This window comes from Komagataeibacter europaeus (assembly GCF_002173515.1).
GTDB classification, from domain to species: Bacteria; Pseudomonadota; Alphaproteobacteria; order Acetobacterales; family Acetobacteraceae; genus Komagataeibacter; species Komagataeibacter europaeus.
Genome location: NZ_CP021468.1, coordinates 155,234 through 168,877 on the forward strand (window position 1 = coordinate 155,234; position 13,644 = coordinate 168,877).

At 56.8% G+C, this 13,644-nt stretch carries 15 protein-coding genes; 10 read left to right on the forward strand and 5 right to left on the reverse strand.

Annotation, left to right across the window (positions count from 1 at the left end; all coding sequences use genetic code 11):
* Window positions 1-462: 462 nt before the first annotated feature.
* Window positions 463-1,266, reverse strand: a complete 804-nt coding sequence (locus tag S101446_RS16595) for a helix-turn-helix domain-containing protein (RefSeq protein WP_087608991.1) — start codon at window positions 1,264-1,266, stop codon at window positions 463-465.
* A gap of 355 nt (window positions 1,267-1,621) precedes the next feature.
* Window positions 1,622-1,999: a hypothetical protein gene (locus tag S101446_RS16600; RefSeq protein ID WP_087608992.1), complete on the reverse strand. Its 378-nt coding sequence runs from the start codon at window positions 1,997-1,999 to the stop codon at window positions 1,622-1,624.
* On the opposite strand from S101446_RS16600, the gene S101446_RS16605 reads away from it, so the two are divergent.
* The 6 genes from S101446_RS16605 to S101446_RS16630 are packed head-to-tail and all read left to right on the forward strand — an operon-like array spanning window position 1,998 to window position 8,482.
* Window positions 1,998-2,387, forward strand: a complete 390-nt coding sequence (locus S101446_RS16605) for a hypothetical protein (protein WP_244184679.1) — start codon at window positions 1,998-2,000, stop codon at window positions 2,385-2,387. The two genes, S101446_RS16600 and S101446_RS16605, sit on opposite strands and share 2 nt — an antisense overlap.
* Window positions 2,384-2,971: a hypothetical protein gene (locus S101446_RS16610; RefSeq protein WP_087608994.1), complete on the forward strand. Its 588-nt coding sequence runs from the start codon at window positions 2,384-2,386 to the stop codon at window positions 2,969-2,971. Before S101446_RS16605 ends, S101446_RS16610 begins: the two co-directional genes overlap by 4 nt.
* A complete protein-coding gene (locus tag S101446_RS16615; protein ID WP_087608995.1) occupies window positions 2,971-4,155 on the forward strand; it encodes a hypothetical protein in 1,185 nt (394 codons plus the stop codon). Before S101446_RS16610 ends, S101446_RS16615 begins: the two co-directional genes overlap by 1 nt.
* A 9-nt stretch (window positions 4,156-4,164) precedes the next feature.
* Entirely contained in the window at window positions 4,165-5,577 is a 1,413-nt protein-coding gene (locus S101446_RS16620; protein ID WP_087608996.1) for a hypothetical protein, read from the forward strand.
* 23 nt (window positions 5,578-5,600) lie between these two features.
* A complete protein-coding gene (locus S101446_RS16625) occupies window positions 5,601-7,961 on the forward strand; it encodes a DotA/TraY family protein (protein ID WP_087609066.1) in 2,361 nt (786 codons plus the stop codon).
* Between the two features lie 23 nt (window positions 7,962-7,984).
* Window positions 7,985-8,482: a hypothetical protein gene (locus S101446_RS16630; RefSeq protein ID WP_061275192.1), complete on the forward strand. Its 498-nt coding sequence runs from the start codon at window positions 7,985-7,987 to the stop codon at window positions 8,480-8,482.
* A 405-nt stretch (window positions 8,483-8,887) separates the two neighbouring features.
* Here the strand turns inward: S101446_RS16630 and S101446_RS16640 are convergent, their stop codons facing one another.
* The 3 genes from S101446_RS16640 to S101446_RS16650 form a co-directional block, all read right to left on the reverse strand.
* Complete coding sequence (locus tag S101446_RS16640; protein WP_061275198.1) at window positions 8,888-9,424, reverse strand: hypothetical protein; 537 nt, start codon at window positions 9,422-9,424, stop codon at window positions 8,888-8,890.
* Entirely contained in the window at window positions 9,421-10,425 is a 1,005-nt protein-coding gene (locus S101446_RS16645; protein WP_167376464.1) for a thiol:disulfide interchange protein, read from the reverse strand. The genes S101446_RS16640 and S101446_RS16645 overlap by 4 nt, the downstream gene beginning before the upstream one ends.
* Before the next feature lie 61 nt (window positions 10,426-10,486).
* Window positions 10,487-10,876 (reverse strand): hypothetical protein, encoded by a 390-nt coding sequence (locus S101446_RS16650; RefSeq protein ID WP_087608997.1) that lies wholly within the window; start codon window positions 10,874-10,876, stop codon window positions 10,487-10,489.
* Between the two features lie 541 nt (window positions 10,877-11,417).
* Here S101446_RS16650 and S101446_RS16655 point away from each other — a divergent pair.
* From S101446_RS16655 to S101446_RS16665, 4 genes are all read left to right on the forward strand, one after another.
* The gene (locus S101446_RS16655) at window positions 11,418-11,717 is read left to right on the forward strand and encodes a WGR domain-containing protein (protein WP_039736669.1); all 300 of its coding nucleotides are present in this window, start codon (window positions 11,418-11,420) and stop codon (window positions 11,715-11,717) included.
* Window positions 11,718-12,101: 384 nt separating this feature from the next.
* The gene (locus tag S101446_RS16660) at window positions 12,102-12,770 is read left to right on the forward strand and encodes a MucR family transcriptional regulator (RefSeq protein ID WP_087608998.1); all 669 of its coding nucleotides are present in this window, start codon (window positions 12,102-12,104) and stop codon (window positions 12,768-12,770) included.
* 77 nt (window positions 12,771-12,847) lie between these two features.
* Window positions 12,848-13,000 (forward strand): AbrB/MazE/SpoVT family DNA-binding domain-containing protein, encoded by a 153-nt coding sequence (locus tag S101446_RS18100; protein WP_029335895.1) that lies wholly within the window; start codon window positions 12,848-12,850, stop codon window positions 12,998-13,000.
* A gap of 102 nt (window positions 13,001-13,102) precedes the next feature.
* Window positions 13,103-13,402, forward strand: coding sequence for a type II toxin-antitoxin system PemK/MazF family toxin (locus tag S101446_RS16665; RefSeq protein ID WP_078527732.1), 300 nt, complete (start codon window positions 13,103-13,105; stop codon window positions 13,400-13,402).
* The last annotated feature ends 242 nt before the right edge of the window (window positions 13,403-13,644 follow it).

Genomic DNA, 13,644 nt, shown 5'->3' on the forward strand with positions numbered 1-13,644 from the left:
CGTGCAGGCGCTTCAAAAAAAACATTCTGGGGTCGGTCGGCCCATTGCGCGACTGACTCCTTTACCTCCTGCACTGTCAGGGTAAGCATTGTCGCTACAAGGACCTCGTCGCACAGCCTGGCATAGAGGGCGCGCGTCATTTCTGGCGTGGGATAGGTCTGAAGCCATGTAAACAGACCGTGTTTTATGACCTGGCCGAACGATGCTGACTTCATGGCGGTATGCCCTCGTCATCGCGTTTTCGGGATAGGCTGCGTGTTTTGGGAATAATATCTCTTAAGCGTTATATAACCGTCAAGAAATAAATAGCGCAGAACGCGCTAATATGACTCCGGACGCGGTTTCAGGTTCGCGTTGGTGATCAGCCGGGACACATCACCTGGAATGGGCAGCCCAAGGCATAGGGTCTGCCATAAGAAAGGAGACCCCTTTCCTGACAGTCTCCATACCTTCATCACCCGGTCAGTGGTTTGCGATATCGTCGAGGTGACCAATAATGGACTCGAGATCAGCGAGGGCTTCGAGTTGTGATTGCGCGGACATTGCCCACGCGGTCATGTCCAGGGAACGCAAAAGGTCTGCGTCGTCATGTATTCCCGGGATCAGGTAATAAACGGAGACGGACAGTCCTTCGGCAATGCGATAAACCGTTTCAAGGCTCGGATTTCTCAGCCCTGCTTCGATCAGGCTCAGGCTGGTCAGGGAAACATGTGATTTATGGGCGATCTGGCTTGCTGTTGCCCCCTGAAGCGTCCTGAAGATCTGAATCCTGCGTCCAAATATCTCGAGGAGGTCCTGCCGTTCACCCGAGGTGAAGGCGACACTGTGTGAATAATGATCGATCGGCAATCTGGCCGGTATTTCCGGCAGGTTAAACGTCTTGGAAATATTGCCAATAATGTCGCGTAATTTCTGGATTGCCAGATTGTAGTCCGAACACTGCTTCATGGTCTTTTTCAGCTGCGTGGCGGATGCCACCAGATCCAGATGGGCAAACCATGTTCCTTCCGGTGCACCTTGCGGAAGAATATCGCGCGGATCTATCTCAAATACCCGTAGCAGCGCCGATAATGTTTCCAGGGAAACCGGACGACCTGCTTCGATGCTCCGTATGACCGATACATTCAACCGTGCCAGTTTGGCGAGGTGCACCTGCGTCCAGTCAAGCGCAGTCCGCCTGTCATAAATGATTTCCCCGATGTCTCTATATAATTGGCCGGATGCAAATAAAGCCTCGGCTTGCATCTTGCCATTGTCATGGGACATTTTCGTTTACTCTCACGGCGGGCATTTTCCTCAGCACAAGAAACTTCCAACATCCAGAAGATATCGACTGGCCGCGTCCTGACAGGGGATCAGCCGTGACGGAACGTCATGATAGTCGAGTTGGAGCCCGCAAAAAAGGTGTCTGAGGTCGCAAAGGCCGCTGCTCTGGTCAGGAGAGCTTGATGGAGACACTCATATGCCTGTTATGCCTGCCGTGGTTATGGCGCTGGCCTCTGGCCCCATATCTGTCACACCTGCCGCGTTTCATCTGGTCCAGACAACCTTTCCGGACACTCCGCCCCAGTCGGCATTGACGTTGCCCTCAACGGGGACGACCGGCGGGGAGACCTTGCCCTCACCGGGAGATGCTGGTCAGGAAGGGCAGGGCGTATTGCCGGGTAATGGTGCGGATCCTCGAACATCCGGCAATGTTCCAGCCCGTCGATATTTCCATATCGCCAGTGGATACGGAAAGCAGGTTCCACTTGGCTTCGCCATACGCCAGATCGTTCCGCATGGGGTGCGTGTCGTGTTCGCGGCGGACGTGGACACCAGCGTTCCTGTTGACTGGCAGGGCGGCCGGGAATGGAACAAGGTTCTGGCGACCACGGTAGCCCAGGCGGGCGACGTCATTGATGTTGGTCATAATAAAGTCGCGGTCCGACGTCGAATTCGCTGACCGGTCGCATGATGGCCCGACACCTTCGTCGTAATCATCCGAGGAAGGTTCCATGGACAAGCCCTCATCCGTCCGGAAATCCGGACCTCCTTCCCCGATGCCCAATGTCGCCCTTGCGCTGGATGCGCTCGGCGAGATCTGGCGCATCAGGGGCGGAGAGGACGTCATCGCGATGCTGGACAATGATATGACAGCGAGGACGGCCTGGCACGCCATCTTCTCTGGTGTCGCGCCGCATGAATGGCCTGATCTGGTCAGCTCCCTTGACGCGCTGATCCCCTATCTGCGCGGCCGCAGGGACCTGTTATCGCCGGACAGCCCTTTTGGACGGGGCGTGATCTCGGAAAGCAGGCGCCAGGCGCTTCATCGCCTTCTTGCTCCGGAAAGGATTGCCCTGCTGGAGGCTGTGACGCGTCCGGCTACACGTCAGGAGGCCGCATGATCCGTCTGCGCTTCCGTGTCCTGTTGTCAGTGGCTGCCGCTCTGGTATCGATACAGGGGCATGCGCAGACCACGTCGTCAGCCGCCTCTGGTGCCACGACATCTACGGGAAGCGTCGGCTGCGCCGCCCTGACCCAGGCGGCGGCAACAGCCGTAAACGAACGCGTCCAGGCCAACGACGCCTATGAAAAGCAGCCGGATAGCGTCAACGGCCTGTCCTGCCTGAGCAATTTTTTCAACGGCACCGGACTGAATCTCATCACGAACGGCCTTGATCCCGCAGCCCTCCTGCAGGCCGTCGAGGGCCAGATAGGTGGCCAGGTCTGTCAGGCCGCACAGGCGGCATGGGGGAACGCCATGGGGTCGACCCAATGTGGACTCAGTCTGTCGGGCGTTAACCTGGGGCTTGGTTTTGGCTCGAGTAGCGGACTCATGTGCCCGAGCCTGAGTTTCGGTGGTGGTGGTCCGCCAATTGCGACTGCCATTGCGGGGACGTCGAGCGGTACGACTGACCTGTATATCAACGGATCTCCCCAGCTTCCGACCGGATACAGCCTGAGCAATCTCGTGGACGGAGTGTTCTGATGCGTAGGCTGCAGATGGTTGCCATTGGTGCCGCTTCGTGTGTCTGCGTGCTGGCAGTCACGCCGCGTCCGGCATACGCCCTTTTCAGTGATGCCGCGGTTGTTGCAGCGATCAAGCTTCTCCAGGCGTTCACGGGTGACGCCCTCAATACGATGACGAAAAACCTGACGGACAGCATCGATTCAAATCTCAGTAGCCTTACAAACCCGAATTCCGTTGCGTCTCTCCTGACGAAGGGTTTCACGCAGGTTGCCAATTACGCGAAAGCCCAGGTCGGTGCCCAGTCGCAACTTATGGATGCCCAGGACGCGGCGATGGCCGGATTTCTACGGCGTCAGCAGGAAACCGGAATCCGCGACGAGCATATGATGAACCCGGAATTCTGCGCGGGCCTTGATGCCCAGCAGTCCACTGTGGCCGCGTCCAAAGCGGCTCGATCCGCGGTGTATGCCATCGCGACCGTGAGCGATCCCCGTGGTGAGGCAGGTCAGGGGACGCCCTCCTATTACGGCAAGTCACAGGGCACAGATGCGAACATGTCCCTGCACCTCAAGCGCTACTGTTCATCCGACGACGTGGCGCAGGAGCTCTGCTCTTCCGTGTCCCGGCTGCCGAACGCCGACCAGCGTGCCGCCAGTCTGTTCGGCGCTGATACCCTGTCCGCGGATGGCGCAGTGGATGCAGCCAATGATTATGCGACCACGCTCATCCAGCCGGTAGCACCGGCGGCCCTGCGTGGCGAGCAGCTGTCCAGCCTTCGGGGACGTGAAGCCGCAACCCGGCGCCGGTCGTACAACAGTCGTATGTCTCTTGCCCGCTGGGTCACGGGCTACGTCACATCTCTTGGTGTTCCGTCTGTCACGCTCACGCGGGACCAGAAGGCTGAAATGACGGCCGAGGGGCTCACGCCGCTCGACAAGGCGTCGTGGCTGCAGGCTATGGCCCTGGAAGTCAATCGCAGGGTCTCCAGCGTAAGCTGGAACGCTTCGCTCCAGGCAATGCCTCCCGCGTCGGTCATGCGCGAAATTGCCACCGAGATGGCGCAGTCCAATTACCTTGCGCTGCAGAACTACCGTCTCGGGCTCTACCTCGCGACCATGGGAGCTGCCCGGGTCGCGCAGGAAGAAGAGGTCGCCTTCAAGGACGGCCTGACACCGATGCCTTCCCCCACGATCAATCCCTAGAGGTTTGCCATGTCTGAGGCCCAGCAGAAAACAGGCGATATCGAGGATGTGCTGAAAACCCTTGATCGCGTGCAGTCCGAATACAGGAAGCAGGCACCCGGGCAGGCCGCCGCATATGATCGGCTGCGGCAGGAATCCCGCGAGCCTGACGTCCATAATGATCCCGGCTTCCGTACGCGCGTCGCATACGCCGTGCAGGATGTAGAGCGTCTTTTGGGACCGACGCTGAACGATGACCATCCGCTTCATGCGGAGATGACGGAGCGCGCGGCGCATTACCCGGGTATGAACGAACCTGTGGTCGCTGCGATGATGCGTGAAACGCATCGCCTTCAGCAGCCAGAAGTAAACGCGATCCGGACACTTGCCAGCGAACTGGTTGAAGGACGTCAGGATCCGGACCACCCGGACATCGCGCACACCATCGAGAACCTGAGGGCGACCGTCTTTCCCGAACCAGGGCGCCAGTCAGCGCCAGGGCATGACCATGCTGCCGGGTTTGCGCACGATGAGAAAGGTCAGGCGGACAAAACCCGAGGAATGGCGTCGCCGGGGGAGGGCGCTCCGCCAGGACCGGAGCAGTCGGCCAGTAGCCAACCCGGACAGACCCATACGATGGATCCTCAGAAGGATTTTCATGAGAAACAGACAGGTCCGGCAAAAGATGCGCCGGAAAGCCGATCGACGATGGATGGCAGCGGCACAAAGGAAAAGGCGGCAGCGAACACGCGAGAAACGAACGCGGCGGCCAGGGATCAGGAGGACGTCAAGGTTATTCGCGGTGGCGGCTTTGCCCGCCTCGCGGAAGCGATTGCCTCGCGCATTGATAGCCAGCCTGCGAGCCCGGCATCATCATGGATGGAAAAGGCCGCCGATTTCAGCACCCGGCTGCACAACGCGCGTGACGAAAAGAGCCTGGAGGCGACCGAACGTCTGGGAAAGCAGGCGGTGGAGGCCCTGCGTGACCTCAGGGAGCGGCCAGCTTCCTCCATCATGGCGGCGATTTCAGATGCAGGAAAGGGCGACCCTGACGGTGTTGCCGGTGTGTTGTCGGAGATGAAGGCCGGTGGCCGGTATGCCGATCTGCATAGCCAGTTTGTGACGGAGAAACAGAATAACCAGGCATTTGCGGCGCAACTGGAGAATGTCACCAGCAAGCTCGAAGCCTACGGAAAGGGAAGGGAAGCCGCCGAGGCAACAGGCCAGCGCATGGGAATGCCCGGCAGTGTGACGCAGCGCTTCACCCAGATCGATGCCGAGATTGGCAGGACTGCTGCCGAAGTGCCCGGAAAAAAAGAGGGGGCCAGTGCGCTGGAAGACATGAGCGAGAAGGTCCGCGAGATGATGCACAAGGCTGTGACTACGGTCACGGATTTCATGACGCGGATGAATCCTGGTCCCACCGCCAGTCCTGCGCCGTGACTGTGCTGCTGGGAGGACAAACCATGACGCCCTTTCGTCGCCCTGTATTCGCCATCCTGCCGCTCCTGTTTCTGTCGGCTCTTACCGTGTCCGCTGCAGCGCAGACGGTCGTTGCAACCGGTTCGGGAGATGCAGCCAGCAGCACGGGCTATAACGTGACATGGGACCTGCTTGATCCGGGCAGTGACTGGGCGGCGCAGGTGATCCGGTCCGTATTCCCGGTTTTCGGCCAGGATACGAGCGCGCCCAGCATCGGCAACGAGGCGACCGTGATAGGAACCATGATCGGGTGGTTCTCCGGGTTCGTCATGGCATTTGCGATGGCGGTCGTAAGCTATATCTACTTCATGAACATCCACCGGGGGGCAGAAACGGCGCAACTCCTTGGCAACAACCAGACCAGCATGTCGATTGTGCGGATCGGGATTGCAGCCATCCTGATGTGGCCGCTTCCGACAACCGGCTTCAATGCGGCGCAGGCCGTTGTCGTGCAGGGCTCGCTCTGGGGCATCGGTATGGCGAAGGTCGTCTACGACAAGGCGAAGCAGGCAATCGGACCAGACGGCAAGGTCATCGCACAGCCCCTTATCCCCGGCACAAAGGGGATTGTGACTGGTCTTGTGAAAAATGAGTTCTGCCGGGCCATTATTAACATTGCTGCGAATAACACGAACCTGATTGTAGCCCCGACCGGGCAGACCGTCCTGTCCGTGACCGGCGGGAAGATGGGAATCATCAACTATTCTTACAATATGGCAGCCGGTGCAGGGGACGGGACACCAGTTTGCGGGGCCGTAAGTCTGCAGGCGCCCAATACTGACGCGGTGAATCTGGCCGGTTTCCAGGTCGACCAGGCGGGTATGCAAAAACAGGTCCTTGATTCCGTGATCCTTGGCGACATTCGCAGCCAGGTTGCGCAGGTCGCGCAGAATTACTGGCAGACGAAAACGACAGCGTCCCTGGCCCCACTCATGACCATCATCGTCAATGCCACCAACGATTATGCGTCGCGTCTCACGACGCAGGCGGCACAACTGCGGTCGAAGCTTCAGGACACGGTCAACAATCAGACGCTCGCGCTTCACCAATGGGGGATTTCGACGAACGGAGATGCGGTCAACACCAGCAACCAGATGGATAATCTCGGGTGGACTGGCGCAGGAGCCTACTATCTCGAATTCGCGCGCCTCAATGGCCAGACCCTGTCTCTCATGACCGCAACGCCAACCATCACCACCCCATCCTATTCCGGTCTCGGAAACTATCTTGCCTCGGACATTGCGCCCCTGGTGCAGTCTGCGGACACCTTTATGGAGAACATTGACAGCATGGTTGCGACGCAGGATGGCGTGACCGCGCCAGGCGGGAATGCCGACCTGTACACAGGCGCGATACCGGGTGGAGACGGTGCGGGTGTGCTCGACCAGTTGTTCCGCGCTTTGCACCTGAACGATTACGCCCTGCAGATCGTGACCGGATTTATCGAGCCGTCCGGGACGAACGGCTACTGGACGGATCCGTTTGGCAATCTCATGTCACTTGGAAACTGGATGATCACGACTGCCCTTCTCACGATGGGCACTGCGTCGGTTCTTTCTTCTACGGCCGGGACCGTTGGTATCGGCGTGCTGTCGCTTCTGAGCGGGAATCCAGAAGGTGCCGTTGCGGCCGGGGCCGGGCACGCGCTGATGCACTTTTTTGGCGCGCCGATTATCGGCGGCTGCTTTGCCATGCTTATGCCAGGCCTCACCATCGCCTATGTCATCCCGATGATCCCGTTTGTCATGTGGATGTTTGCCGTAGCCGGGTGGTTCATCATGGTCTGTGAGTCCGTGATTGCAGCACCTCTGTGGATGCTCGCGCATATGACCATGAACGGGGAGGGGCTGCACGGTCATGCAAAACAGGGTTATGCCCTTCTGTTCAATGTCATCTTCCGGCCGGTGCTGATGCTGTTCGGGCTTTTCCTTGGATATTTTATATTTGATTCAGTGTCGTGGCTGATCCACATGTGTTTCGGCATTGCGGCCGGACTGGTGCTGTCAAACGGTTGGATTGTCAGCAACTTCCTCGGCATGATTGTTCTGGTCAGCCTCTTTGTCATGATTCACGTCACCCTGGCGTTCATTTCATTCAGGATGATCTCAATCCTGCCCCAGCGGGTTCCCGCCATGATCGGATTTGGTGACGTGGATCGCGTTGATATCGACCAGTTCAGCAGGGACGCTGCCGTTGTCGGTATGGCGGGCACGTTGCTCTCGATTCAGCAGTCTCTGGCAGGAAATAAAGCAGATAGTCAGAATGGGCCGGGACAAGGCAACGGTGGCATATCTTCTGGTGCCCGGGCCCTGATAAGTGATACAACCATGAAAAAGAGCGTCTGACTTTAGGGTCGGGAGGAACTGAGATGTCGAACTATGGTGGCCTGAGCGGGGCTGCAGCGTTCATGTTGGGACGTGCATCGCACCAGTACGAACAGACGCTGGGAAACTCCATACAACGTGCGCTTTACGGCCGACGGTCTGCGCGACCGACAGAAGCCGATGAACTCGCTGACCTGCTTTCGCAGATGACAAGTTTACTGCGACAGAAGAACGCGGAATCTGACAGACTTGAGGAGCATCTGCTCAGATCCAGGGAATATGCTTCTGGTCTGGAGGCTCAGATCAAAGACCTGAAAGACACTCTCGCTCTTGCAGATGCAGCAACTGCGCGGCAGGCAGCTCAACTCAAGGCTGCTGGGGACCGAGAGGAACGCCTGGCGTGCGATCTTGAGGCAGCCCACGACAAATACCATCGACTTAGCGATGAGCATACAGTGCTGAAGACTAAAGCCGAGAACATGGAACGACGGATTTGGGGCTACCTTTCCATGGAAAATGAATGGAGAAAGCGGCAGCCCTAGTCGCAAGATCTTTGGTCAGGATGGTCGCCTCTACGCGGGAGACCATTCGTGAAACATTTCATTCTGCCTCTTGTCCTCTCCCCATGGCTTGCGGCATGCAGCGCTGGCAACGTGTCATCCGCTGCCCATGTGCATGGCCCAAAGGCTCCCCCAACCAGGCATGCGCGTTATGATCCGCACGCTGCATACGGATCGACACACGTAATCTGGACACCCCCCACGTACGATCGCGCCGGTACGATCGTCCGGCCTGATGATCCACGGGCGATGTCGGGGCGCGAGGATTATGAACACGCCTCTTGGGCAACAGGCGCTCAGGGCGGCGACAAGAACGCGCCTCCCGGCACGTTCTGAGTGCTCCGCCGATCCTGTCTATTCACCAGCGCAATGCAGACGGACTTGCGCTTACGGCCTGCGGGGAATGAGGCTGTCGGCGGTGGCGACAAATTGGCGAGCGGAACCTAGGCGGCGTTCGCGGATCTGCCAGTTGAGCCACGCGTTCTGAAACGCCACGAGTGTCAGAAATGTCCAGAAGGGCGCGAACTCCAGCGCAGCAAGGATTTGGCTGCCCTTCCAGTGGGAAAGGAGCATTTCTCCGGTCCAGCCAAGAACCAGAACAACGGCGAGCATACTGGCAGCGAGCGCCCGCCTGTATGTCTCATGTTGTCTCTGATCGAGTAAGATCGCGACAACGCGGGGTTCGACGCCATATTCGGCAGCAATCGCGGCGATATCAATAGGGGTACCGTCTGGCGCCCGCGGGTTCTGCATGCCGGCTTTAGGCTTTAGTAACGCCTTCCCGAGGGCTTCAATCAGCGCGGCATTTCTCGTCACATCGGACCAGGCGACCAATGTACGTGGATCGCCAATCACCAGGCGGGCAAGCTTGCGCGTTCTTGCAAAAAAACGTCGCGGGCCGGTCTGGTCCTGTCGTGTCTTCATTGCGAGACCGAGGTGAGAAACGTGGCGACATCGGTGGGAACGCCGTCGATCCGGCCGATCCGGCCATTGCGGTGCATCCAGACGAAGGTTGGGGTCCCTGTGAGCCCTAGCTGCCGTGCAATCTCCGTATTGCGGACAAGCTTCTCCCCACTATCCGGTTCAGGTGCAGTCAATTCCGGGTTTAGACGACCGTTGACCCACGCTTGTGCCATTTCGTTTGCCGGAAGCGACAGCATGGCTCTCGCATTGACGGTACTAGCGCCATTATCCTCGTAATCAAGCAATGACAGCGGGACTATTTTCAGGCGAACTTTCCCGGCATCGACTGCGGGCTGAAGGATATGCATCGCCTTCATCGAGTAGACACATTGCGGGTCTATGAACATAATGACTTCTGGCGCTGAAGGTGTCCCTATAAGGCCTCCCGAGAGACCCTGGAGCCCGGACTGTTCGTTAGCGTCGGATGAAGCGCCAGAGATACTGATTTCTGGGACGGCTCCCGGAATGCCCCTGATCTGGTCTTTCGTGATATCCTGTCCGGTGGCGCCCCACATGCGGGCAGCGACTGCTGCCTTGCCATCCGGGGTCGCATAGATGACCTGAAAACGGTTATCTGCCCGAACAAACATTCCCCTGATGCCATCGACCGGTGCGAGATCGTGGGCGCGCGACCCGGCCAGGGAACGTAGGGTGTCGTAGGGTACCGGGATCAGCGTGCCGCTAAGCACGATCGCGTGGCTTTCCGGGGCGAAAAAGACCAGGAGTTCGTTCCGGGTATGGGCAATGCCAGCTTCGAAGCCGTGGAGATCGGGTAGTTTTTCGATGTTGGCCCCGGCGATCCCAAGGTGGGCAACTGCATCGGTCCTACCTTTATCATTGTGTTCCAGGGGCGGCCCTATGGTGTCGCTCCTGGACTCAATCGGAATAGACACAGAGCATTGCTGTCCTCGCGCTGGCACGTGCATGAACAGGAGAAATGGCAACACGTAGAAACTGCGCATGGCGGACTCCGGACAATACCTATGTCCCGTACGCCCTGATCACGCGACTACGATTAAAAAATCATTCCTTGTTGTTCCCCCTTTCTCGAGACAGGGGATTTTCAAAAGCAGGGTTAATCGGGGGGAGAATAAACGTCTCTTCTGCCTCGCTTCCTAACTCGTCGACTGACATCTCGCTTATCATTTTTACAAGGATATCAACGCGGAGTTGCAAATAATGGCAATCCGGATAGTCCTTTTTCAATTGACAGCCTTTTTCGTAGCAAAGCATCAGGATAGGATAAAGCGCCTGCGCCTGCTCACGCCTCGCGATTGAAGTTTTCGCCGGAGAAGCGATATATTCAATATTGCACCTAAGCGCTAAAATTGCTTGAACCAGCGTTAGACATAGCTGTCCAGATGGTTCGTCATCGATAAGCTCGAAACGCGAGTGAAGTTCATCAAACTTCATGTCATCCTCACACGGATCAAGACGAACACACTGAAGCAACGCAGTGCACGGTTGCCATGTTTCTTACGGAGCGCTGGAGCGGCATAACCCGATATACTTTGCTATTATTCACGATTTTCGTCGTGATTTAATCTGGTCACCTAGCTCCACGGAATCATGATCAGGCTACCCAATCTACACGATTCCGTATCGTTGTAACGTATATCTCATTATTGTTACCGAGTGTTTCGTCGATATTCTGCGGGCAACGTATGTTCGAAACATGCGGAGCTATTGCTGGGTGATCGAAGGGCAGTCATGCCTGGATGGCAAGAAAAAGCGTCTTCTACGTCATCTTGCGATCGGTCGTGGCTTGAAGCAACCACCAACATGCTGGATGACTGACGTATCGGAAGACATCCGCATCGTACCATCCGACCCATAGATCGCAGGAAATGATCCATGCATGCTCCAAGCGAAGTTGCAAAAGGCTGAAAGAAGTTCAGAATATCTGTACTTGGATAATAGATCATGTTAGCATCATGCGATGCGCAGGACCAATATGACATCCAGAAGATCAACGAGCGCCGTTCCCCCAGAGAAAACAATACAGCTTGGACTGTTCCCACTATCGGTCCAGTTGCGCCGTATTCAACCCAGTTTCAATGAGTGGCGGTATTACGGACTGTCAGTTCAGCCCGACCTGTTCGGTGGTGCCGCGCTTGTTCGTAACTGGGGCAGGATCGGGACAGCTGGCACCCAGCGCGTGGATCTCTATCCGGATGAAGGCGCCGCGGTGAATGCCCTGACCGCGATGATCCGTTATCGCCTGAAACGCGGCTATATCGTTACACAGCCATGACTGGCTGCATTACCTGCAGGGGTAACCCGGTGTGATCATCGGACAGGTGATAGAGATAAATACTGTATCCGCTCACCACGTCATGGAAAATTCGTGTGTGGATATATTCGGACTAAAAAACTTATCATCGACATTGGGGTGAGCCGTAGTTTTCGTGAAAGGCCCGTTGCATAAGCCAGTTTACGCCGTCTGATAGCGTAATCAGGGGCAGGCTCCGCCGCATACAATTTGCGTAAAACTTGATGTTCATGGTGCGATGTGATCGATGTATGCAACGTACCGCAATATATAATTCAGCTTTCGATACGCCATATTTTGCCGATTGCATATAGACTTACACTCCGGCAATGTTATTCGGTAAAAATATAGCGGAGAGGCTTTATCATGGACCAATCAGACGACCTATCCCCGGCAATTGTAATTGCCATGAGCGACATCGTGGCAGCGCATCTCGGCAATACCAATACCTCTCTGCCGATAGAACATGTCCCGGCGTTTATCCGCGATGTCTACGCTGCTATCCGCGAAACAACACCGGCCACAGAGAAAAACAGCAGCATTCCTGCCCAGCAGCCTGCAGTTCCAGTCGGGCAGTCGGTGTTTCCTGACCACATCGTCTGTCTGGAAGATGGCAAAAAACTCAAAATGCTCAAGCGTCACCTGCAGACAAGGTACGGAATGACGCCAACGCAATACCGAGAGAAGTGGCAGCTTCCTATGGATTATCCCATGGTTGCTCCGGAGTATGCCAAAATGCGGGCGGCTCTGGCGCGAGACGCGGGTCTTGGACGCAAGATTTTGGTTCCCCCGACCGGTCCCGTGGGCGAGGCAACTGTAGTCCCTTCTGTTGATAGTGCGACGAAAGAAATATCGGTCGATACTTCTGAGGCCGTAGTGCCCGCCAAAAAAACGATTTCGAAGCGATCCAGGTCGTCGGCAACTGAAACCGGATCTTCCGCAGCATCGCCAAGGAAAACGCCGGGTTCCAAGACTTCAGCGAGACCGCGTGCGATACGGAAGACCGGCACGAAAGCAAAAGGGGCCAAGGTCTGACTGATCAGCCCGGCCTATCGGGCTTGGTTATAAGGCAACTAGGCATCCATGCATCACCCGAACGTCAGGATGATCAGATGATGAATGTCCATGAGGAAGGTGATCGAGTTATCATTGAGCCGGTTCGCGCCACACTGCTCAAACTGGAAGATCTCGTCGCCGGGATTACCGATCTGAACGGGCATGATGAAATTGACTTTGGACAGTCTGTAGGTGACGAAAGCTGGTGAGCATCAAATCCCAGGTCACGTGGGTTCCTGACTGCGGCGACATTGTCTGGTTGGAATTTGATCCCTCAGCCGGGGCGGAAACGGGCTGTGCATCGGCCTGCGGTGCTTCTCAGCCCTGCAAGTTATAATGCCAAAGCGGGGATGACGCTTTGCTGCCCCATGACCACTAAAATCAAAGGCTATCCGTTTGAAGTAGCCGTGGTAGTAAAACCCGCCAGTGTGGTCCTCTCTGATCAGGTGAGAAGTCTGGACTGGCGGATGCGGAACGCGAAGCTCAAAGGAAAGGTCTCGGCAAAGGAAATTGAGGCAGTTCGTCAGCATGCCAGATTACTGGCTGGCCGAGGGAAACAGGGAAGCCCGAACATTTCAATGTATTCAAACATGTCCTGCCGGACTTCTTAATATGTGTTGTAGGTTCGACGCTGCATGCGCTTGTCTGATGAGCGATCAACCACGTTCTACGCCGACATACAGGGCAACGTTGGCCTCTGCGCCAGAAAACGGAAACATGAGATGTGCAGCACAGCCGAACAGGGTCACGTTCGGTTGCGGCTGCCAGCACATTCCTGGCGGTAGGTTGCTATACGTTAGCAATGGCACCGGGCTGTGGTCGGGTTTTGTACTCTAATTGGGCAGGGGTGTGA